The following is a 21,597-nucleotide window of genomic DNA, read 5'->3' on the forward strand; positions in this document are numbered from 1 at the left end:
CGTACATCGCCTCCAGTAAAACCTTTCGCAATTCCTGCGCTTTCGCCTCTCGTTTCTTGATAGTTACCCTGATAACTATTATCTTGACCGCGTGTGACGAGAGGTTTCCCCATGAGTGAAGAAGAACTGTTCTGCCGCAGACCGATGGGCATGCGGATGGCGATGATCGTGCGCCAGTGGCGTGCCGTCATCGACGAGGCCATTCTCGATACCGGGTTAACCCAGTCGAGCTGGACGGTGATGATGCAGCTTCATCAGCTCGGGGATAACGTCTCAATGAGTGAGCTGGCGGAGGTGCAGGGCATTGAACTGCCGCCGCTGATGCGCACCCTGACACAGCTGGAAAAGCAGGGGTACCTGCTGCGCGCTGTATCGCCTTATGACAAGCGCATCCGGCTTCTGACGCTGACGCCTGAGGGAAAAGCCCTGTTACAAAGGCTCACTCAGGTCATTGAGACGTATCAGGCGCGCGTATCGCAAAACATCGCGCCGGAACATCTCGACATTTTCAGCGCCACGTTGAATCAAATCGCCTGCAATTTGCGGACAATCCGCGAAGAAGATAACAAGACCGAAAAATAATGACCCCTGAACAAAAGTTTGCCCGCTGGGTAAGGGTGAGTATTGCCTCTTTCCTGCTGATGTTTGTCTACTTTATCGTCGCGGATATCTGGATCCCGCTGACGCCGGACTCCACCGTGATGCGCGTGGTGACGCCGGTGTCTCCGCGCGTCTCCGGTTACGTGGCGGCGGTACATGTCCACAACAACAGCCAGGTGAAGAGAGGCGATCTGCTGTTTGAGCTCGATGACACGCCGTTTCGCAATAAGGTGGAAGCGGCGCAAATTGCGCTCGAGCAGGCACGCCTGTCCAACGAACAGCTGGATGCGCAGATCGCCGCCGCGCAGGCCAGCCTGAAAACCGCCGTGCTGACCGCGCGTAACGACAAAGTGACTTTTGATCGCTACCAGAAGCTGAGCAAGCTGCAGAACGTCTCGCAGGCGGATCTGGATAAAGTCCGCACGACCTGGCAGAGCAGCGAACAGTCCGTCAGCTCCATCCAGGCCAATATCCAGAACCTGCGTATCCAGCGCGGCGAGCGGGACGAGCACCGCAACGTGACGCTGCAAAAATACCGTAACGCGCTGGATGAAGCAGAGCTGAACCTCGGCTGGACGAAGGTCTACGCCCAGGCGGACGGCACGGTCAGTAACCTGCAGTTGAGCCCCGGCTTCTACGCTTCATCCGGTTCCGCCGCGCTGGCGCTGGTGAACAACCAGACCGATATCGTGGCCGATTTCCGTGAGAAGAGCCTGCGCCATACCCATCAGGGCACCGATGCGGCCGTGGTGTTTGACGCCTTCCCGGGACACGTTTTCCGCGCCCACGTCACCAGCAGCGACGCGGGGATCCTGGCAGGTCAGGAGGCCGTTAACGGCCAACTCTCCGAGCCGGAAACCTCCAACCGCTGGGTGCGCGACGCCCAGCGCATGCGCATTCACGTGACGCTGGACGAGGCGCTGCCGAAGCATCTGCCGACCGGCGCCCGCGCGACCGTGCAGCTCTACAACAGCGAAGGGCCGTTTGCGCGCTTCTTCTCCGGGATGCAGATCCACCTGGTAAGCCTGCTTCACTATGTCTATTAGTACCCTGGCGCGGGTCTTTACCCCGCACGGCAACATCGTCTACACGGCAAACGACTTTCGCCAGACCCTGCGCATCGTCTTTGCCGGGATGATTGCGCTCAGCATCTCCAGTTTCTACAACACCAGCTACGGCGTGTTTTTCGTGGTCTATCCGATCATGCTGCTCTCGCTGGTGCCGGTGTTTAACCGCCACGTGGCGAAGCAGTTTATCTTCAGCGCATCGCTCAACTGCGTCGAAATGGTGATTATCATCGGCTATCTGTCGCAATGGCCGGTCATCATGACGCTGGTGGTCTTTGCCCTGTATGTGATGCGCTTTCGCTTTATGAGTAAAGGCCCACTGTTTCTGTTCGGTTCGATGGGCGTGGTTTGCCAGAGCGTGATGCTCAACTTTATGAGCTACCCCACCACCAACTGGCACACGCTGCTGTTTTCCAACATCGAAGCGAGTGTAATGGCGGTGTGCCTGAGCGCGCTGATGAACTATCTCCTGCCGGACGTGGAGCCCCGTAAGCCGCCGCCGCTGATTGAGAAAGACGACGCCCGCGTGCGCCACGAGTCGTTGCTCTCCGGCACCGTCGCGACGCTGATATTCGTCGTTTTTCAGATCAGCGATTTAAGCGATTCGCTTTCGGCGCTGATGGCAGGGATTTTGATCCTGTTCCCGATGCACTATCGCGGCGCGGTGATGAGCTCCATCTGGCGCGTGGTCGGCGTGGTGCTGGGCTGTCTCTATATTCTGGTGGTGCAGTTGATCCTCTACGATCACAGCAGCCATATGCTGCTGATGATGCCGCTGATCGGCCTTGGGCTGGCGTTTGGTGCGCGACTCCACGTGATGGAGAAGGTGGGGGCGGGCGTGGGCTTCTCCAGCATCACCACCATCGGGATAATGTTCGGGCAGAACATGCACCCGGACACTGACCTGGTGTTCAGCGATCTGTACCGCATCACCTCCGTTACCTTTTCGCTGGTGGCGACGCTGACGATGGTCTTTCTGGTGCACCTGATCCTGAACCGCTTCGAGGCGACGCGCTACGTCATCGCGCCGCCCAAAGCGGATTAATGTCCCAGCACGGTAGGCAGCTGCGAGAGTAAAAACAGGATCAGGCCAATCGTCCCGCCCACCAGGGTGCCGTTGACGCGGATAAACTGCAGATCCTTGCCAATGTTCAGCTCAATCTGGCGGGACATGTCTTTGGCATCCCAGCTTTTCACCGTGTCGCTGATGTGGCGTGTCAGGAACGCGGCAAAATCCGGCGCGAGGCGGTGCGCGGCCTGCTCCAGATGCTCGTTCAGCGAGGCCTGCAGGTTCGCATCGTTCGTCAGCGTTTCACCGAACCACAGCCCGGCGTTGGCGATGCGCTGCTTCACGCGCGAGTCCTCACTCTGCATATCCGCCTTCAGCCACTGGCGCAGATCGGCCCACATCTCGCCCAGATAGCGGTTAAACGCCTCATCGTTTTTCAGGTAATGCTTGATGTTGTCGGCTTTGGCCGCCATGTCCGGATCGTTTTTCAGGTTGTCGATAAGCTTCAGCGTGGCGCGGTCAAACGCCTGGCGGATCTGGTGCGTGCGGTCGTGGCTGATATCGTCCAGCAGCGTGTTGACCGCGTTCGATACCATCTCCGCACTCTGATCGCCCAGCCACTCCGTGGGCAGCACCATCGCTTTGCGCGGGTGCTCGGTTTTGAGCCAGTGGACGATCTGGTCGGCGATAAAGTCCCGCGTGCTTTCCCGCTGAATCAGGGTAATCAGTCGGTTGATGATGGTGTCGAGCAGCACCTGATGGCGGTTGTTTTTGGTCATGCTCTCCAGCATCACGGCGCTGGTTTCGGTGAAATCGACCTTGTCGATGGCCTTATGCACCGCGCGTTTGAGCAGGCGCTGAATGCGCCCGTCGTCGGTCAGCTCGAGAAAACCGCTCATCACCTGCATCAGATGCAGCCCGACACGCTGGGCGTTGTCAGCCTTGCTGAACCAGGCACCAATCATCTGGGCAGGCTCATAGCGGCGGATCAACGCCACCAGCGACTGGGTATCCAGAAATTTCTCCTGCACGAACTGGCCGAGATTGTCGCCGATCCGGTCTTTATTGCGCGGGATGATCGCCGTATGGCGGGAGATAAAGGGAATCGGCACCCGGCGGAACAGCGCGACGACCGCAAACCAGTCAGCCAGCGCGCCGACCATTGCCGCTTCGGCAATGGCCTTGACGCCACGCACCCAGAAGGTCTGCGGCAGGAACAGGGTGGTGATAAAGGCCGCGGCGGCAACCAGCAGCAGCGACAGCGCCAGCAGCTTGGCGCGTTTGAGTTCAGCGATTTTTTCCATGGGTTAAGGATAGAGGGATACGGGGTGAATGTGCAAAGCAGGGAACGTTATGTCATTCCCGCTTCTGGAATCTACCTTCCGGAATTAAACACCTTTTTACATATTTGGTTTAATCATTGTGCAATTTGTATATGCTTTTTTGTATATACAATCAGGGAAGGGTACACTATGCCAATGGAGTATGAGTGGGATAGCAATAAGGCGAAAAGTAACCTGCAAAAACATGGCATACGTTTTGAGGATGCGGTTATGGTTTTCGACGATCCTTATCATTTGTCTGTTCAGGATCGCTATGAAAACGGGGAATTTCGCTGGCAAACCATCGGCCTTGTGCAAGGCCTTCTTGTTATTTTGGTCGCACATACGGTACGTTTTGAAAGCGGAGGAGAAATCATCCGTATCATTAGCGCACGAAAGGCGGACCGTAAAGAGAGGAGCCGTTATGAGCATCGTTAAACATAAACGAGGTAGTGCGCCTGAGGTAAGCGCTCGTCGTGTGGCTGAGCTCAAAGCATTAGCTGAAAAACCAGATGCGGAGATTGATTACAGCGATATTCCTGCCACGGACGATGAACAGTGGTCTGGGGCGGTGCGAGGGAAGTTCTATCGACCACTCAAAACTCAGGCATCTGTACGCATTGACGCCGATGTGATGGAGTGGCTTAAACGGCCTGGGAAAGGTTATCAGACGCGGCTCAATGCCATTTTGCGTGAAGCAATGCTGCGCGATCAAAACAAAAAATAAATAGTGGGCAGCCAAACGCTGCCCGCTATCTCAGCGTATATTTTCCAGCAGCCGCCACAGCACCCACCCGCCAAACCCTATCAGCACCACCCCCGCCGTGCGCTCTATCAGCCACAGCGCACGGCTGAGCTTCTGTTGCACCGACGATAGCCCCATCATCGACACCAGTGCCAGATCCCACGCCAGCACCACCGTCACCATCCAGACGCCGCACGTTGCCTGCTGAAGCAGCGTCACGTCCGGCCCCAGTAGCGCCGTCATCAGCGCCAGATAGAACAGCGCGTTCTTCGGATTAAGCAGCGCCGAGCCGAGCCCCAGCAGGATCTGCTTGCGCAGCGAGGGGCAGCGTTGACGGGTTTCATTCAGCCTCATCGCCTGCGGTTGGCTGCGCACCAGATGCGAGCCGATCCACAGCAGATACAGCGCCCCGCAAAGCTCTATCAGAGTAAACAGCCATGCAAACTGGCGCAGCGCACTCCAGCCGATAATCACCAGAACAATATAAAGCGCGTTACCTGCAGCGATGCCGACGCACAATCCGGCGCTGCCGCGCAGTCGGTAGCGCGCCGCGTAGCCCACCAGCAGGAAAAAATCCGGACCCGGGCTCAACAGCGCAACAAAATGCGCCAGCGCCAGGGCGAGAAAAGCAGAAGGGAAGAACAGTTCCATAGCAACCTCGGTTAACAATCTGAGGTCAGGCTACGGTGATATCAGCGTTATTTATTGTCAGATATTGATCGGCCCGTCGCGTACTGGCGCGGCGTGGCGGCGGTATAGCTGACGAAGGTCTTATGAAAATGGCTCTGGTCGGCAAACCCGCTCTGGTAGCCGACGTCGGCGATGTCGTCCCCGGCACGTAGCCGCGCTTTGGCGAACTCCACGCGGGAGATGTTGAGGAAGCTGCCCGGCGTCAGACCGGTGTCCTGCCGGAAGGTGCGGATCAGCGTCTCCTTGCGCAGCGAGAATCGTTGGGCAAGTTCGTCAAGCGAAGGCGGTGCGGCCAGGTCGGCAAGAAACGCCTGCCGCACCTGCTGACTGGTTGAGCGAAGCGCATCTGCGTTTTCCACGCAGCGGGGCAGGGCTGAAAGCAGCCTGTCCACGGATACAGGCGACATCATCTCAACAATATCCAGGTAGCGCTTAAACAGCGTAGGGTCGCGAATCACCTGTAACGCCAGAGGAATATCGGTGTCGATATAGAGCATATGGTAGCTGCGCGGTTGCCCGGCGACGGGGTTGCAGCTGTGCGGCGCACAGGCCGGGATCACGATGAGGTCCCCGGGGTTAAGGATGTATTCTTTGTCATGACAAATGCAGCAGGTCTGGCCTTCCATAATCGCGCCGATAGAGAGCTGAGGGTGACTGTGGCGTTTGTACGCCTGCGTGCTCTGCCACGTGCTGCGCAGCTCAAGGCCTGAGGCGCGGTGAAAAGTCTGCCGGATGTGTCGGGTATCGGTCATAAGCCCTCCTTCTGGACGTTTTTTATACCACGTCAGCGAACCGTCTGGCAGCGCTTCATTAAGAACCTTCCGGATATACCCAACTTTACGTCCACGGCCAGTCATGTTGACTACCCTTAATACCCTAAGCGGTAAAACAAGGAGATTCGACATGGCTTATCAGACAGTAAATCCTGCCACTAACCAGCTCATCAAAGAATACCCCTCACATACCGACGCGGATATCGACGCGGCGCTGAAGGCGGCCGATGCGCTTTACCATTCGGACTGGGCGAAAGGCGACATCAATCAGCGCCTGCCGGTGCTGCATAAGCTTGCCGATCTGATCGACGAGCGCACCGAGGAGCTGGCGAAAATTGCCAGTCAGGAGATGGGTAAGCTCATCGAACAGAGCCGCGGCGAAGTGAAGCTGTGCGCGCAGATCGCCCGCTATTATGCCGACAACGCGAAGCAGTTCCTGGCTCCGGTGAAGTATCAATCCGAACTCGGCGAAGCGTGGGTGGAGCACCACCCCATCGGCGTGCTGATGGCCGTTGAGCCGTGGAACTTCCCGTATTACCAGCTGATGCGCGTCCTGGCGCCAAACCTGGCGGCGGGTAACCCCGTTATCGCCAAGCATGCCAGCATCGTGCCGCACTGCGCCGAGACCTTTGCCCACCTGGTGCGCGAGGCGGGGGCGCCGGAAGGCGCATGGACTAACCTGTTTATCTCGTCCGAGCAGGTGGCGAACATCATTGCCGACGATCGCGTGCAGGGTGCCGCATTAACCGGCTCCGAAAAAGCCGGCAGCGTGGTGGCCGCGCAGGCGGCGAAGCACATTAAGAAATCCACCCTTGAACTGGGCGGTAACGACGTCTTCGTGGTGCTGGACGACGCGGACCTGGACAAAGCCGTCAAGACTGGCGTGAATGCGCGTCTCAACAACGCCGGGCAGGTCTGTACCGCGGCGAAGCGCTTTATCCTGCATGAAAAGATCGCGGATGCCTTCCTGAGCAAATTCACCGAGGCGTTTAAGCAGGTGAAGATTGGCGATCCGCTGGACGAAAGCACCACGCTGGGGCCGCTGTCGTCGAAAGATGCGCTAGAAACGTTGACCAAACAGGTTAACGAGGCGGTGAAAAACGGCGCGACGCTGCACTATGGCGGCAAGCCGGTGCAGCGCGACGGGAGCTTTTTTGAACCGACGATCCTGACGAACATCTCGCGCGACAACCCGGCGTACTTTGAAGAGTTCTTCGGCCCGGTAGCACAGATGTACGTGGTGAAAAACGACGACGAGGCAGTCGCGCTGGCGAACGACTCCCACTACGGCCTGGGCGGGGCGGTATTCAGCCAGGATATCGAGCGCGCGAAGAAAATGGCGTCACGGATCGAGACCGGGATGGTGTACATCAACTGGCTTACCGATACCGCGCCAGAGCTGCCGTTCGGCGGCGTGAAGCGCTCCGGTTACGGACGCGAGCTGTCGGATCTGGGGATCAAAGAGTTTGTGAACCAGAAGCTGGTGGTGGTGCGTCAGTAAGAGGTCATAAAAAACCTGCCAGCCGGCAGGTTTACTATGAACAATGTCATCGCCTTTCTTGCCGGGTGGCGCTGCGCTTACCCGGCCTACAATGTGCAACAATTTTAATATATTGCCCCTTTCATTGTAGGCCCGTGCAAGCGTAGCGCCGCCGGGCGAAATGCACACACAGGCTTAGAAGGACACTCCACCGCCTACATATGCGCCGTCAATCAGCGTGTGGTTCGGACGACCGTCTTTACCATCAACGCTCACGTGGCGGTAGCCCACTTTCAGGGTCACCGGCGCGATCGGCGTCCAGCTTACGCCACCATTGGCTTCCACGTAGTTTTTCACGCTGTTGTTCAGCCCTTCTGGCGCCACGTAGCCTTCACCGTACACGTGGATGCTGTCGGTCAGGGCAACGTTTACGCCACCACCGATGGGGAACGCCACGCCGTTATCGCCTTTTTTCGGGCCGATGTAGATGGCTTTGGCACCCGCATTCAGCATTACCGGGCCCACTTCCAGGTTGTAGCCTGCGCCCACGCCGCCGGTCTGGGTGCCGTCATCGGTGTTTTTAAGCCAGTTGCTTTCGGCATACAGGCCGGATGAGGATTTCCCCATTTCGAGGTTGAGGTTGGTAAAGTTTTTACCCTGCTCAATGCTGCCGCCCATTGCCAGAGCGGAACCCGAGAGGGCGGTCAGAGCAGAAAGAAGAAGGATATTCAGTTTTTTCATGTTTTATGCCTCGTCATTAAATTCATCTGGAGGCACCTTAACAAGCGATGTTTATGACTGCAAATGTGATGAGGATCGCTGTTTTATGCTGGAATTGTTAACTTTTTTATTTGAAATGTTGCATCGATGTTTGATTGTCGAGGTGTCAACGCGTGATGTTCGGACGTTTAGGCACCGTTTAATTTTTTGACTAAACATAAACTGAACGAGGAAGGGATAGTGATTAGAGGCGAATTAATTGAGTTTCTAATAATTTCCAAAAGTATTTCAGATGACACACAATACAACATAACCTTACATTTCCGGGCAATGAATATACGTTCACTCGCCCATGCCGATTGCCTTTCCATGTCATTTTTCTGACACGTTTATTCTTTACGTTGTTGGCTTCACTTACTGGATGCTAACAATATGAAAAGAAAAATTATTCCTGTGCTTATCGGTTGTGCGCTCTCTTTCTCTGGCCTGGCGGCACAGCCTACCGCTGAGCGCTATGTCGTCAGCTTCCCTGAGGACTCCCATGTGAAATACAGCGGCGCGTTTGCCGATGCGTTCCCGAACGGGCTCCCGGTGGGGATTGGCTCTGGCCTGCTGTTTACGGGCAAGCAGGGCGATGCCCTGACGTTTGCGACCGTGACCGATCGCGGTCCCAACGCTGATGCGCCAAAAATGGGTAAAAACGAAGCCAAAATATTTGTCACGCCAGATTTCGCGCCGCTGCTGATGACCATCCGCGTCCAGAACGGCAAAGCGGAGGCGGTTGATGCCCGCCCGCTGCATGACGATAAAGGTGAGATTAACGGTCTGCCGCTGCAAAGCGGCGTGATTGGTTCCACCAATGAAGTGGCGTTCAGCGATACCTTAAAGACGCTCAAGGGTGACAACCGCGGACTGGATACGGAAGGCATCACGCCGGACGGCAAAGGCGGCTACTGGCTGTGCGACGAGTACGGCCCGTTCCTGATTAACGTCGACAGCAAAGGCAAAATCCTTGCGATCCACGGGCCGCAGGCCGCGGAAGGGGAAAAATCCATCGCGGGCGGTCTGCCAAACATCATCAAATGGCGCCAGCCCAACCGGGGCTTTGAAGGCCTGACCCGGATGCCGGACGGACGGATTATCGCCGCGGTGCAGAGCACGCTGGACATCGACGGTAAGAGCAAAAAGCAGGCGCTGTTCACCCGTCTGGTGAGCTTTGATCCGGCGACCGGCAAAACCGCGATGTACGGTTACCCTATCGACAGCGCGGCCTACGACAAAAATAGCGACGCCAAAATCGGCGACATCGTGGCGCTCGATAATCAGCACATCCTGCTGATTGAGCAGGGAAGCGATAAAAACGACGGAATGCGTAACCTGATTTACAAGGTGGATCTCAGCAAGGCGAGCGATCTTTCCGCCTTTGACAAGCCGGGCGAGTACCCGGAGTTTGATGATGAGAAAACCCTGGCGCAGCGCGGCATTACGCTTGCAGCAAAAACGCAGGTGGCCGATCTCCGCGCGCTGGGCTGGCAGCAGGAGAAGGCTGAAGGACTGGCGCTGATTGACAGCAAAACGCTTGCGGTGGCGAACGATAACGATTTTGGCGTGAAGGTCGCGATGCAAAACCCGGTCGAGGGCAAGAAGCTCAAGGATTACCGGGTAAACGCGGAAGGCAAGCTGACGCTGGATGATAAACCGGTGGAAACCACGCTCAGCGTGAAGCCGCTGAAGAAGCCGGAGTCCGACAGCGAGTTATGGATTGTGACGCTGCCGGAGGCGGTGAAATAAGTTTACCGCTCACCCCTCTCCCCACAGGGGAGAGGGAATTGTTCGGAGCGCATAGTTAAGCGGGGAGGCTATTTCTTCAGACCCGCAAACGCCGCCCGAATCTCCTCTTCCGGCAGTTGGATGCCAATAAACACCATCACGCTGTGCGGCGGTTCATCGCCCCACGGTCGGTCCCAGTCGGCGCTGTACAGGCGCTGCACGCCCTGGAACAGCAGGCGGTTGGGCTCGCCGTCAATCCACAGCATCCCCTTGTAGCGCAGCAGCTTGTCGGCAAACGACAGCAGCAGGTTCTCCATTACGCGGGAGACTTCGCTGATATCCACCGGATAATCCAGCTCCACCACAATTGACGCCACGTCGTTTTGCTTGTCTCCCATAAAGTGGAAGCGCGGTTTCGCGGTGACATTCTCCTCCAGCATAAAGCCGTTGGTGTTGAACAGCTGAGACAGGTCGATATCGCCGTGCGTCACCGTGTAAATTGGCGCGCGGGAGTTGATGCGCGTCAGGCGCTCGCGAAGCTTAACGCTTTCGCCCGCCACGTCGGTTTTGGTCAGCAGGATGCGGTCGGCGTAGCCCACCTGAGACTGGGCGATGGTGAACTGGTTCATCTGCTCGTCCGCGTGGACCGCATCGACCAGGGCAATGACGCCGTCCAGCAGGTAGCGTTGGCAAAGGATCTCATGGGAGAAAAAGGTCTGAATAATCGGGCCGGGGTCGGCCATGCCGGTGCACTCGATCACCAGACGGTCAAAGTCGATTTCACCGCGATCGCGGCTGTCGAGCAGGTCCAGCAGGGCGTCTTCCAGCTCGTTAGAGCGGGTGCAGCAGATGCAGCCGTTGGTCAGGGTTTTGATCTGCGTGGCGCGATCGCCAATCAGCTGGTCGTCTACGGAGACTTCGCCAAATTCGTTTTCGATGACGGCGATTTTGAAGCCGTGCTGCTCGTTCAGAATGTGGCGCAGCAGGGTAGTTTTACCGGCGCCGAGGAAACCGGTCAGCAGGGTAACGGCAATCGGGGTCATGGTCTCTCCTTTAGCAGCAGCGGACGCCGCCTTCTCCACTTCCGCCGTAGCGCGCTTCCTGACGCTCGCGGAAGAATTCGGTGTAGGTCATGTATGGCTTATCCGGATGGTTGGTCTTCATATGCTCAACGTAGTTGTCATAGTCCGGAATGCCAATCAGCATTTTCGCCGCCTGACCGAGGTATTTTTTTGCTTCGCCTAAGTTACCAAACATTGAGGGTTCCAGATAGAAGAAGCCCGGTGGCGCGCAGCGATCCGGGCCTACAGTACCATTGTAGGGCGGGTCAGCGCAGCGCCACCCGCCATTGTTTTAGTGGTGTGAAGAGGTCTTCACGCCGCCTTCCGGCACCGGTACGTACGGGGTTTCTTTATCCGTACGGCCTTCAGCGTTACGCACTTTCAACCAGGTTTTGATGCCGTAGAAGATAATGCTGTACACCACCACCAGGAACAGAATGCTCAGACCCGCGTTGGTGTAGTTGTTCACCACGATATGGTTCATGTTGGCAATCTGCTGGGCAGTCAGGTCTGCGCCGCCTGCGGCAATCTTCTCTTTGTACTGGTTAGCCATGAAGAAGAAGCCTTCCAGCTGCGGGTTGGCGCTGAACAGCTTCAGGCCAAGCGCCCAGGTGGTGCAGAGCAGCAGCCACAGCGCAGGCACCACGGTGACCCAGATGTATTTGGTGCGCTTCATCTTCACCAGTACCACGGTGCCGAGCACCAGCGCCACGGCAGCCAGCATCTGGTTAGAGATACCGAACAGCGGCCACAGGCTCTTCACGCCGCCGAGCGGGTCGACAACGCCCTGATACAGCAGGTAGCCCCAGAGGCCGACGCAGCCCGCCGTACCCAGAATGCCCGCCACCAGAGAGTCGGTTTTCTTCAGGAACGGCACGAAGTTACCGAGCAGATCCTGCAGCATGAAGCGGCCCGCACGGGTACCGGCGTCCAGCGCGGTCAGGATGAACAGCGCTTCGAACAGAATACCGAAGTGGTACCAGAAGCCCATGTCCGCCCACGGCAGCACTTTGTGGAACACGTGTGCGATACCGACAGCCAGCGTCGGTGCGCCACCGGCGCGGTTCAGCACGGACGGTTCGCCGATGTCCTTCGCGGTCTGCATGATCTGCTCAGGCGAAATCACAAAGCCCCAGGAGCTGACGGTCGCCGCCGCGTGTGCGCTGGCGTCTTTCAGTTGCGCCATAATCAGCGCCGCGTTGTCGCCGCCCATCTCGTGCAGGTTAGGCATAGTAATGCCAAGACCCGCCGGTGGGGTGTTCATCGCAAAGTACAGACCCGGTTCGATGATGGACGCGGCAACCAGTGCCATGATCGCCACGAAGGACTCCATCAGCATCGCGCCGTAGCCGATCAGACGTGCGTCTTTCTCGTTCGCCAGCAGCTTAGGCGTGGTACCGGAGGAGATCAGGGCGTGGAAGCCGGAGACCGCACCGCAGGCAATGGTGATGAACAGGAACGGGAACAGAGCGCCTTTCCACAGCGGACCGGTACCGTCGATGTACTGCGTTACCGCAGGCATTTTCAGATCCGGGTTGATCAGCAGGATGCCGATCGCCAGACCAACGATAACGCCGATTTTAAGGAAGGTGGCCAGGTAGTCACGCGGGGCCAGAATCAGCCAGACCGGCAGCAGCGCGGAGATAAACGCATAGCCAATCAGCGCGAAGGTGATAGTCGTGTCCTTGAAGGTCAGCGCCGGGCCCCAGTACGGGTCGTGCGCAATCACGCCGCCGAAGTAGATGGAGGCGACCAGCAGCACGATACCAATCACCGACACTTCACCCACGCGTCCCGGACGCAGGAATCGCATGTAGATCCCCATGAACAGCGCAATCGGTACGGTAGAGCAGACGGTGAAGACACCCCACGGGCTTTCGGCCAGCGCTTTCACCACGATCAGGGCCAGCACCGCAAGGATGATGATCATGATCAGGAAGCAACCGAACAGGGCGATAGTTCCCGGCACGCGGCCCATCTCCTCTTTGACCATCTCACCCAGAGAGGCGCCGTTACGGCGAGAAGAGATAAACAGCACCATGAAGTCCTGCACCGCACCCGCCAGCACCACGCCCGCCAGCAGCCAGAGCGTACCCGGCAGGTAGCCCATCTGCGCGGCCAGTACCGGGCCGACCAGCGGGCCCGCACCGGCGATCGCGGCAAAGTGATGACCAAACAGCACGTAGCGGTTGGTTGGCACGTAGTTCAGGCCGTCATTGTTAATGACCGCCGGGGTGGCACGCGTCGGGTCGAGCTTCATGACCTTCTGCGCGATGTATAAGCTGTAGTAGCGATAAGCCACAAGATAGACGGAAACCGACGCGACCACGATCCACAGGGCGCTTACGTGTTCGCCCCGGCGTAATGCGACAACCGCCAGACAAAAAGCGCCGAGGATCCCGAGTAAGGCCCAGGGCACGTGCTTCAGAAGTTTTTTAGTATCCATAGTAAGACCTGGTTTTTTATGTAAAGAAAAAAGGGTCAGGGTTCGTTGTGAGGAGGTATTGATTAATGCTGGAGCGATCGTGCCAGATCAACGCGCGCGTAAAGGACGGTAAATGAATGAGTGGTTGAAAGTGCCGGGTGAGCGGTCAAAGGCGGCGACGAGCGGTTTCGGCTCGCCGCCAGTGGGCGAAATTATGTGATTGAGATCACTTGATTATTCGGGGTACGCTCCACGGCCAGATAGCTTTCCAGCGTCCTGATGAGCTTCTCCTTCAGCCAGCTCGGTTCCAGTATCTGAATATGGGGGAGCCAGTAGAACAGCAGCGGCAGGATCTGGTTCTCGTGGGCCGCCTGGCAGCGCAGCGTGACGCCGCCCTGTTGCTCCTCCACCAACTCCTGTTCCGGCAGAAGATCGCGGCGCAGGAAGTAATGTGAAATATTATCTTTAATGAATATTTTCACTGAGAAAGTATCTTCGGACACCCAGGGATCAAGGCTTTTTTCCAGCAGCTCAAGGACATTTTCTTCGGGAGTGAAGGTCGTTTTCTGAATATCAAACCAGCTAATCTGGCTTAATGAGAAGGATTTCAGCCGGCTATTTTCGGTGGCTTGTAAATACCATATATTTTTTTTGTTAATGAGTTTATAGGGATTAATCAGGCGGGTTTTGCCCTTATAAACGATCTGGCAAACATTATGGTTTTTAATCGATTTCTCGACTTTCGTTAAATGACGGCGAATATCGCGTTCTAACGTGTGTTCCGCTTCATTACCAAGAATAAGAATATGGTTTTCGTCTACGCGCGTCTCAAGCTTTTGCCAGAATTCCGTATTTCTTTCAGGGAAAAAGCTGTCGGCATTCAGAAAGTTAGCCAGAGTGTGGTGCAATCCTTGTCCGCCGGGCGATTGTGCAGAATGAATCAGACGATATAGCCCGTTACCGGTATGTTCAACAATGGGAGAGAGTGCATTTAAATCCCGATAGACGGTGCGCTCGGTAATTTTAAATTTCTCCATTAGCGCACTGCGGTTTACCACACCGTTTAAATGTAGCTCAAGGAGAATATCGACCAGACGTTCAGCCGAGCGGCTCCGCGTCGTTTTAGCCATAAGGTCATCCTGTATATATAGGCATGCGCTGAATGATGCGGGGGCACTGACACAACCTGTCAGTATTCAGGCACAGAAAATTTCTCTTATGGGTATATAACGGCGTGATTTAGCGGAAACCTTAGGAGTTTTTGCAGAAAGCGGCGCTGGGCGGAAAAAAGGCCAGCGCGAGGGAGATCACACGGCGGCTTCCGCCTCCAGCATGACCGGGTGGAAACGTCGCCTGAAGTAGATCAGGCCGTGGCCCGCATCACTCAGGATGATGTTTTTAATTTCAACAAGATAAACCAGATGCGTGCCGATGGTTTGCACCTGGCTTATTTCGCCTTCAAGGCTGGCCAGCGCGCCCTTGAGCACCGGCTGCGCCAGCGGGCCTTTCTGCCAGCAAGAGAGGGCAAAGCGATCCTCCATCGTCATTCCGGTCATCCCGGCGAAATGGCGAGCCATGATCTCCTGTTCGTGGTTCAGCACGTTAACGCACAGCCTGCCGTTGCCCTGGAATACCGGGTTCATGGCGCTGTTGGCGTTGATGCATACCATCACCGACGGCGGGGTGTCCGTGACCGAGCAGACAGCGGTGGCGGTGATGCCGCAGCGTCCGGCCTCACCCTCGGTGGTGACAACATTGACCGCGGCCGACAGGCTGGCCATCGCGTCGCGAAAACGCAGGCGTTGTTCTGATTGCATGAAAACCTCCCGCTGCGCTATTTCAGCAGCTTATCCAGCATGTTGATATCGCTGTTATTGTGCAGGTGCGGCACCGTCCAGCCGTGTTGGTCGTATTCGGACATGCAGCGGTCGACCATCGCCATCATCTTGTCCATGTTGCCGGAGCTCTGCGCCTGGCGCAGACACTGCAGGCGGATCTCATCCTGGCTGCCGGAGTAGTTAATTTCGTACAGCTCGTGACGACCGCCAAACTCGCTGCCGATGGCATCCCACATCAGTTTCAAAATCTTGATGCGTTCGACGTGATCCATGCCGTTGGAGCCGCGCACGTATTTCGCCAGATACTGGTCGATCTGCGGGTTGTTCAGATCCCGGGCGCTGGACGGCAGGTAGATCAGCCCGGAGGTGACGTTACGCTCGATGATGTTCTTGATCTTCGCGTAGGCCATCGGGGCCATCACGCGGTAGGTCTGCAACGCCGCGTGGTCAGGAAGATACGCACCGTTGACCCACGGCGTGGCTTCGGAACACATGGAGTCGCTCAGCGCCCAGAACATGTTGCGCCATGCCACCACTTCGCCGAGATCCGCCTGCACGCCGCGGAACTCCAGGGTGCCGGTACACTCCAGGGATTTCTTCAGCAGGGCGGTGATGAAGTCGAGCTTCACCGCCAGACGCACGCAGGCCTGCAGCGGGTACATTCGCGCAAAGCCGCCTTCCATCGTCCAGCGGCGGCAGCGGTCGAAATCGCGGTAGATCAGCACGTTTTCCCACGGGATAAGCACGTGATCCATCACCAGGATGGCATCGTTCTCGTCAAAGCGGCTGGAGAGCGGATAGTCGTACGGGGATCCGGTTGCGCCTGCCACCATCTCGTAGGAGGCGCGGGAGATCAGCTTCACGCCCTCGGCATCCATCGGCGCGACGAACATCAGCGCGAAGTCCGGGTTTTCGCCCATCACCTGCGCAGATCCAAAGCCGATCATGTTGTAGTGGGTCAGGGCGGAGTTGGTGGCCACCACTTTCGCGCCGCTGACGATAATCCCGGCGTCGGTCTCTTTCTCCAGCTTGATGTAGACGTCTTTTACCTCGTCCGCTGGCTTGTGGCGGTCGATCGGCGGGTTAACGATGGCGTGGTTGAAGTACAGGCCGGTTTCCTGAATGCGGGTGTACCAGTTCCGGGCGTTCTGCTCGAACTGGCCGTAGAAGGTCGGGTTGGCGCCCAGCGCACAACCGAACGCGGCTTTATAGTCCGGCGTGCGGCCCATCCAGCCGTAGCTCAGTCGCGACCACTCGGCGATGGCATCGCGCTGCTGGCGCAGGTCGTCGGCGCTTTTCGCCACGCGGAAGAACTTGTGGGTATAGCCGCCGCTGCCGGTGTCGGTGCCCCAGCACAGCGTGTCCTGCATGTCCGGCTTGTGCAGCGCGTCGTACATCTGCGCGATGGAGGCCGCCGCATTGCGAAATGCCGGATGGGTGGTGACGTCTTTGACGCGCTCGCCGTAGATATAAATCTCACGACCGTCCTGCAGGCTTTTTAAATACTCTTCACCGGTTAACGGACGTTTGGCATCAGCGCGGAACTCTTCAGGCTTCATAGGGGACCTCGTATCGGAATAGGTTTGTTAAATTTATGTTTTGTTTTTGTTGTTTAATTGAAGCCTGAGAGGGACGTAACGTGAAGGGACGTTTGGGACAACGACGGGTACTTTTCGGGTGGGATGTGGTTTTGTGATCTGTGCGGCTTTTCGGCGGGTGGCGCTGCGCTTACCCACCCTACGAACCGTGATGCGTTCAGGAAACCGGTACTTTCTGCGCCCGATACGCGCTGGGCGAGCATCCCACTAAGCGGTTAAAAAAGCGGGCGAAATAGGCCGGATCTTTGAACCCCAGCTGCCAGGCAATCTCGCTGACGGTGCTGTCGGAGAAGAGCAGCAGGCGCCTGGCCTCCCGCAGCTGGCGGTCGAAGATCAGGCGTTTTGGCGGGCGGTTGGCGAAGCGGCGGCAGATATCGGTCAGGCGAGATTCGGTCAGGTGCAGCTCGCTGGCGTATTCCGGCACCGTCCAGTGCTGATGGTAGTGGGTGTCGATCAACTGGGTAAAGCGCTGGAACAGCTTCAGCTCGCCGCGCATGCCGCCTGAGGCGTGGTCGTCGAGCTTCGCGTTGCGCAGCAGCAGGGTAAACACCGCCTGGGCCAGCAGGACCAGAGTATGCTCGCGCCCGGGCAGCTGCTCCGTGGATTCCCGGGCAATCAGCTGCCAGTAGTGCTTCAGCGCCGCCAGCTCGTCCGGCTTGTCGGCAAGCGAGAGGCAGATCCCCGGCAGGCCAAACGCCTCCCGCGTGCCGGGGTAGAGCACCTCCAGCAGCGGCCAGATGAGATCCTCGCGCACCGTCAGCACGTGACCGTCGCTGTCGGATTCGGTGATAAACGCGTGCGGCACCGACGGCGGCGTGAGGACGAACAGCGGCGCCTGCACCGAGTAGCGGTGATCGTCGAGCTGGAGCTCGATTTGCCCGGTATCGAGAAAGTGCATCTGAAAGTACTGGTCGTGACGATGCGCCTGCATGTCGCGGCCAAAAAAGGCCGCCATGCGGGCGAACGACTGGTAGTGCACATCGTCGGTGCCCAGACTTTCGTCGTACTCCTTGCTGATATCAATGTTGGCGATAGGGTTCTGGCACATGATCGTTCCTCTGTTGATCCCGCTGCGTCATCGGAATGCGCGTCAGCACCAGCGCGCCGACCACCAGCAGCCCGGCCACAAACCACAGCCCCGAGCTGAAGCTGCCGGTCGCGTCGCGCAGGATCCCAATCAGCAGCGGGCTGACGGCGGAGCCGACGTTGCCGATGGCGTTGATCACCGCCAGCGCCACCGCGCGGGACTGCAGGCTAATAACCCGATCCGGCGTGGTCCAGAATATCGCCATGGCGGTAAACGATCCGGTTGAGGCCATGATGATGCCAAGCAGCTGGATCAGGCTGTGATCCGTCGCGGAGGCCAGCATCCATCCCGCCGCGGCGAACAGGTACGGCAGGATGGTGTGCTTTTTTCGCTCTTTCAGCCTGTCGGAACGGCGGCTCCACCAGATCATCCCGAGGATGGTGCAGAACTGCGGGATCGCCGCCAGCAGGCCGATGACGATGTTGCTGCTGCCCGTATTGAAGCTTTGCAGGATCTGCGGCGTCCAGATGTTGATCGCACTCAGCGTATTGGTCAGGCAGAAGTAGGCCAGCGTGTAGAGCAGCACCGCCGGGGTCAGCACCTCGCGCAGCGTCGAACGCGGCGTGACGGATTGGGCAATCGCGACCTCCTGCTCGCGGGCGATCATCGTTTTGAGCGCCTGCTTTTCGTCCTCATCCAGCCAGGTGGCCTGGTCCGGCGTGTCGTTGAGGTAAAACCAGGTCACCACGCCGAGCACCACTGACGGCAGCCCTTCCAGCAGGAACAGCCACTGCCAGCCCTTGAGGTTCCACAGTCCGTCCATCGCCAGAATGTAGCCGGAGAGGATCGAGCCGAGCATCATGGTGACCGGCATAGCAATCATAAACAGCGCGTTGGCGCGGGCGCGGTGATAGGCCGGGAACCACCAGGTGAGATAGACCAGAATACCCGGCAGGAAACCGGCTTCGGCAATGCCCACCAGCATGCGAAGGACGTAAAGGGTTTCGGGGCTGGTGGCGAACATGGTGCAGGTAGAGGCAATACCCCATACCACCATGATCCCGGCGATCCAGCGGCGTGCGCCGATCTTCGCCAGCATGATGTTGCTCGGGATGCCGCACAGCACGTAGGTGACGTAAAACAGCGTCGCGGCCAGGCCAAACATGGTTGACGTGAGGCCCAGATCTTTACCCATTGTCAGCCCGGCGAAGCCGATGTTGATGCGATCGAGGAACGAGAAGACAAACAGGATAAAGAGAAAGACGATCAGGCGTCGGAACAGCTTGTGAATGACGCGGTGTTCAACAGCTTTATTATCATGCGTTTGCAGGGTAGAGGTCGTCATGGTGCGCTCCAGATCTTACGTTTAGTAGACGGATTTATTGTTATGAACTGACGTAACCGGTGTTTCGATAAAGCGTGCCGCCAACGCTTCCGCGCCGCGGGCAAGCAGGGTAGTGTCGACCCCGACGGCAACAAACAGCGCGCCGAGCTCAAGATAGCGTTTTGCCAGCGGTTCATTCGCCATCAGGATGCCGGGAGCTTTACCGGCAGCGCGTATCTGCGCGATCGCCTGCTCAATGGCGGCCTGCACCTCCGGGTGCTGCGGATTGCCGGCAAAGCCCATGTCGGCGCTCAGATCCGCCGGGCCGATAAACACGCCGTCGACGCCTTCCACGTCCAGGATCTGCGGCAGATTTTTCAGCGCCTCGCGGGTTTCAATCTGCACCAGCACGCACATGGCGTCGTTGGCCTGCTGCAGGTAATCGGGAATGCGGTTCCAGCGCGACGCGCGCGCCAGGGCGCTGCCCACCCCGCGAATGCCCGCAGGCGGGTAGCGGGTGGCACGTACCGCCAGCCGCGCTTCGTCGGCGTTTTGCACCATCGGCACCAGCAGGGTTTGCGCACCCACGTCCAGCAGCTGTTTGATCTGCACAGGGTCGTTCCACGACGGGCGGACCACCGGCTGGCTGGGATAAGGGGCGATAGCCTGCAGCTGGGTTAAGACGGTCTGCACGCTGTTCGGCGCGTGCTCGCCGTCGATCAGCAGCCAGTCGAATCCTGCTCCGGCCAGCAGCTCGGCGCTGTAGCTGCTGGTCAGCCCCAGCCATAATCCAATTTGCGGACGGCCTGCTTTTAGCGCCGCTTTAAATGCGTTTTGCATCGTGCTCTCCTAGACAAAGCGGCAGCTGATGGAGCCCATGTTGCCGTAATCGACGTGGAAGGTGTCGCCTCTGCTGGCGGGCACCGGGCGGGTAAACGAGCCGCCGAGAATGATTTGGCCAGGCTCAAGCTGCACGTCGTACGGCGCAAGCTTGTTGGCCAGCCACGCCACGCCGTTGGCCGGGTGGTTCAGGACGCCTGCGGCCACGCCGGTCTCTTCGATCACGCCGTTGCGGTAGAGCAGGGCGGAGATCCAGCGCAGGTCCAGCTCGTCGGGCTTAATCGGACGGCCGCCGAGGATCACGCCCGCGTTGGCGGCGTTATCGGAGATGGTGTCGAAGACCTTGCGCGGACGCTGGGTCTCCGGGTCGACGTTGTGGCAGCGGGCGTCGATCAGCTCCAGCGCGGGGATGACGTAATCCGTGGCGTTATAGACGTCGAAGATCGTGCAGTTCGGGCCGCGCAGCGGTTTTGCCAGCACGAACGCCAGCTCCACTTCAATGCGCGGGACGATAAAGCGATCGACGGGAATGTCGCTGCCGTCATGGAAGAACATGTCGTCCAGCAGCGCGCCGTAGTCCGGCTCGCTGATCTGCGAGCTGGCCTGCATCGCTTTAGAGGTGAGGCCGATCTTGTGGCCCTTCAGCACGCGGCCTTCGGCGATCTTCAGGCTCACCCATTCGCGCTGGACGGCGTAGGCGTCTTCAATCGTAATCTCCGGATAGTCCAGCGAGATCGCGCGGATCTGCTCCCGGGACTGTTCCGCCTGATGCAGACGATGGGCGATCAGGGTATGGGTATGTTTGTCGAGCATGGCGTATCCTTTATGCGGCTGTTGCCGGGTGGCGCTTCGCTTACCCGGCCTACGTTCGAGCCGTTGTAGGCCCGGTAAGCGAAGCGCCACCGGGCAAGCAGACGGCTACTTAAACAACGTGTGCACGTTGTTCTGTTTGTAATTGAGCGTCGGGTGCAGCTCGTCGAGCTCAAACGACAGCGCCAGGTAGCGGCTCGCCATCAGCTCCGCGAAGTGCGCTTTGATAAGCTCAAACAGCATCTCCCCCACGGCCTCCCGGCTCTCCAGGCTGCGCCCGGCACCAATCTTCAGCGTCATATGGACAAAGGCGTAATCGTGCTTGCCGTCGGCCATCTGCCAGGTGTCCAGCCAGTGGGCGCGGCTGCGGATACCGCCGAGCGGGAAGATGCCCGTGGCGGCGAGCGCCTCGTTCACTTTGGCGAACAGCGCCGGCAGGTCGGCCTGCTCGCGGATGTTGTCGGTACATTCAGCAATAAAGTGCGGCATGGTGGCTCC

At 58.2% G+C, this 21,597-nt stretch carries 22 protein-coding genes; 7 read left to right on the forward strand and 15 right to left on the reverse strand.

Annotated elements, in window-relative coordinates; all coding sequences use genetic code 11:
* Positions 1-111 precede the first annotated feature (111 nt).
* Genes ACMWJS_RS13350 through ACMWJS_RS13360 form a run of 3 tightly spaced genes read left to right on the forward strand, consistent with a single transcriptional unit; the run spans position 112 to position 2,712 of the window.
* Positions 112-582: a MarR family winged helix-turn-helix transcriptional regulator gene (locus ACMWJS_RS13350; RefSeq protein WP_024908312.1), complete on the forward strand. Its 471-nt coding sequence runs from the start codon at positions 112-114 to the stop codon at positions 580-582.
* On the forward strand, positions 579-1,646 hold the full coding sequence (locus ACMWJS_RS13355) for an HlyD family secretion protein (protein ID WP_414747233.1): 1,068 nt from the start codon (positions 579-581) through the stop codon (positions 1,644-1,646). Before ACMWJS_RS13350 ends, ACMWJS_RS13355 begins: the two co-directional genes overlap by 4 nt.
* The gene (locus ACMWJS_RS13360; RefSeq protein ID WP_196365453.1) at positions 1,636-2,712 is read left to right on the forward strand and encodes a DUF2955 domain-containing protein; all 1,077 of its coding nucleotides are present in this window, start codon (positions 1,636-1,638) and stop codon (positions 2,710-2,712) included. The genes ACMWJS_RS13355 and ACMWJS_RS13360 overlap by 11 nt, the downstream gene beginning before the upstream one ends.
* Here the strand turns inward: ACMWJS_RS13360 and ACMWJS_RS13365 are convergent.
* Entirely contained in the window at positions 2,709-3,980 is a 1,272-nt protein-coding gene (locus ACMWJS_RS13365) for a DUF445 domain-containing protein (protein ID WP_248222539.1), read from the reverse strand. The genes ACMWJS_RS13360 and ACMWJS_RS13365 overlap by 4 nt on opposite strands.
* Before the next feature lie 168 nt (positions 3,981-4,148).
* On the opposite strand from ACMWJS_RS13365, the gene ACMWJS_RS13370 reads away from it, so the two are divergent.
* Both ACMWJS_RS13370 and ACMWJS_RS13375 read left to right on the forward strand, forming a co-directional pair.
* Positions 4,149-4,436 carry a BrnT family toxin gene (locus ACMWJS_RS13370; RefSeq protein WP_048377779.1) on the forward strand — a complete coding sequence of 96 codons (288 nt, stop codon included), beginning with the start codon at positions 4,149-4,151 and terminating at the stop codon, positions 4,434-4,436.
* Complete coding sequence (locus ACMWJS_RS13375; protein WP_023293359.1) at positions 4,423-4,725, forward strand: BrnA antitoxin family protein; 303 nt, start codon at positions 4,423-4,425, stop codon at positions 4,723-4,725. Before ACMWJS_RS13370 ends, ACMWJS_RS13375 begins: the two co-directional genes overlap by 14 nt.
* A gap of 30 nt (positions 4,726-4,755) precedes the next feature.
* On the opposite strand, the gene ACMWJS_RS13380 is transcribed toward ACMWJS_RS13375, so the two are convergent.
* On the reverse strand, positions 4,756-5,394 hold the full coding sequence (locus tag ACMWJS_RS13380; RefSeq protein WP_334755746.1) for a LysE family translocator: 639 nt from the start codon (positions 5,392-5,394) through the stop codon (positions 4,756-4,758).
* 47 nt (positions 5,395-5,441) lie between these two features.
* On the reverse strand, positions 5,442-6,185 hold the full coding sequence (locus ACMWJS_RS13385) for a helix-turn-helix domain-containing protein (RefSeq protein ID WP_414747186.1): 744 nt from the start codon (positions 6,183-6,185) through the stop codon (positions 5,442-5,444).
* Between the two features lie 151 nt (positions 6,186-6,336).
* Between ACMWJS_RS13385 and ACMWJS_RS13390 the strand changes: the two genes are divergently transcribed.
* The gene (locus ACMWJS_RS13390) at positions 6,337-7,707 is read left to right on the forward strand and encodes an NAD-dependent succinate-semialdehyde dehydrogenase (protein WP_414747187.1); all 1,371 of its coding nucleotides are present in this window, start codon (positions 6,337-6,339) and stop codon (positions 7,705-7,707) included.
* A gap of 174 nt (positions 7,708-7,881) precedes the next feature.
* Here the strand turns inward: ACMWJS_RS13390 and ACMWJS_RS13395 are convergent, their stop codons facing one another.
* Positions 7,882-8,427: a YfaZ family outer membrane protein gene (locus tag ACMWJS_RS13395; protein WP_024908300.1), complete on the reverse strand. Its 546-nt coding sequence runs from the start codon at positions 8,425-8,427 to the stop codon at positions 7,882-7,884.
* Between the two features lie 411 nt (positions 8,428-8,838).
* Between ACMWJS_RS13395 and ACMWJS_RS13400 the strand changes: the two genes are divergently transcribed.
* Positions 8,839-10,197 carry an esterase-like activity of phytase family protein gene (locus ACMWJS_RS13400; protein ID WP_414747188.1) on the forward strand — a complete coding sequence of 453 codons (1,359 nt, stop codon included), beginning with the start codon at positions 8,839-8,841 and terminating at the stop codon, positions 10,195-10,197.
* 68 nt (positions 10,198-10,265) lie between these two features.
* On the opposite strand, the gene yjiA is transcribed toward ACMWJS_RS13400, so the two are convergent.
* The 11 genes from yjiA to ACMWJS_RS13455 all read right to left on the reverse strand — a co-directional run bounded on the left by yjiA (position 10,266) and on the right by ACMWJS_RS13455 (position 21,588).
* Entirely contained in the window at positions 10,266-11,219 is a 954-nt protein-coding gene (gene yjiA / locus ACMWJS_RS13405; protein WP_063622614.1) for a GTPase, read from the reverse strand.
* Positions 11,220-11,229: 10 nt separating this feature from the next.
* Entirely contained in the window at positions 11,230-11,433 is a 204-nt protein-coding gene (locus ACMWJS_RS13410; RefSeq protein ID WP_003856610.1) for a YbdD/YjiX family protein, read from the reverse strand.
* A gap of 96 nt (positions 11,434-11,529) precedes the next feature.
* Positions 11,530-13,683, reverse strand: a complete 2,154-nt coding sequence (locus ACMWJS_RS13415) for a carbon starvation CstA family protein (protein WP_024908297.1) — start codon at positions 13,681-13,683, stop codon at positions 11,530-11,532.
* Positions 13,684-13,874: 191 nt separating this feature from the next.
* Positions 13,875-14,792 carry a helix-turn-helix transcriptional regulator gene (locus tag ACMWJS_RS13420; protein WP_334755742.1) on the reverse strand — a complete coding sequence of 306 codons (918 nt, stop codon included), beginning with the start codon at positions 14,790-14,792 and terminating at the stop codon, positions 13,875-13,877.
* Positions 14,793-14,969: 177 nt separating this feature from the next.
* On the reverse strand, positions 14,970-15,479 hold the full coding sequence (locus ACMWJS_RS13425) for a 4-hydroxyphenylacetate 3-monooxygenase reductase subunit (RefSeq protein WP_048028630.1): 510 nt from the start codon (positions 15,477-15,479) through the stop codon (positions 14,970-14,972).
* A gap of 17 nt (positions 15,480-15,496) precedes the next feature.
* Positions 15,497-17,059, reverse strand: a complete 1,563-nt coding sequence (gene hpaB / locus ACMWJS_RS13430) for a 4-hydroxyphenylacetate 3-monooxygenase, oxygenase component (RefSeq protein ID WP_414747189.1) — start codon at positions 17,057-17,059, stop codon at positions 15,497-15,499.
* A gap of 196 nt (positions 17,060-17,255) precedes the next feature.
* A complete protein-coding gene (gene hpaA, locus ACMWJS_RS13435; RefSeq protein ID WP_048028628.1) occupies positions 17,256-18,146 on the reverse strand; it encodes a 4-hydroxyphenylacetate catabolism regulatory protein HpaA in 891 nt (296 codons plus the stop codon).
* Complete coding sequence (hpaX, locus tag ACMWJS_RS13440; RefSeq protein ID WP_063622611.1) at positions 18,118-19,470, reverse strand: 4-hydroxyphenylacetate permease; 1,353 nt, start codon at positions 19,468-19,470, stop codon at positions 18,118-18,120. The genes hpaA and hpaX overlap by 29 nt, the downstream gene beginning before the upstream one ends.
* A 21-nt stretch (positions 19,471-19,491) precedes the next feature.
* A complete protein-coding gene (hpaI, locus tag ACMWJS_RS13445) occupies positions 19,492-20,289 on the reverse strand; it encodes a 4-hydroxy-2-oxoheptanedioate aldolase (protein ID WP_045907712.1) in 798 nt (265 codons plus the stop codon).
* 9 nt (positions 20,290-20,298) lie between these two features.
* Positions 20,299-21,102, reverse strand: a complete 804-nt coding sequence (hpaH, locus tag ACMWJS_RS13450) for a 2-oxo-hept-4-ene-1,7-dioate hydratase (RefSeq protein WP_024908290.1) — start codon at positions 21,100-21,102, stop codon at positions 20,299-20,301.
* 105 nt (positions 21,103-21,207) lie between these two features.
* The gene (locus tag ACMWJS_RS13455; protein ID WP_167214099.1) at positions 21,208-21,588 is read right to left on the reverse strand and encodes a 5-carboxymethyl-2-hydroxymuconate Delta-isomerase; all 381 of its coding nucleotides are present in this window, start codon (positions 21,586-21,588) and stop codon (positions 21,208-21,210) included.
* Between the last annotated feature and the right edge of the window lie 9 nt (positions 21,589-21,597).

Origin of the sequence: Enterobacter sp. HK-058-C-ECC (assembly GCF_047531125.1) — a bacterium.
Taxonomy (GTDB): Bacteria; Pseudomonadota; Gammaproteobacteria; order Enterobacterales; family Enterobacteriaceae; genus Enterobacter; species Enterobacter quasiroggenkampii.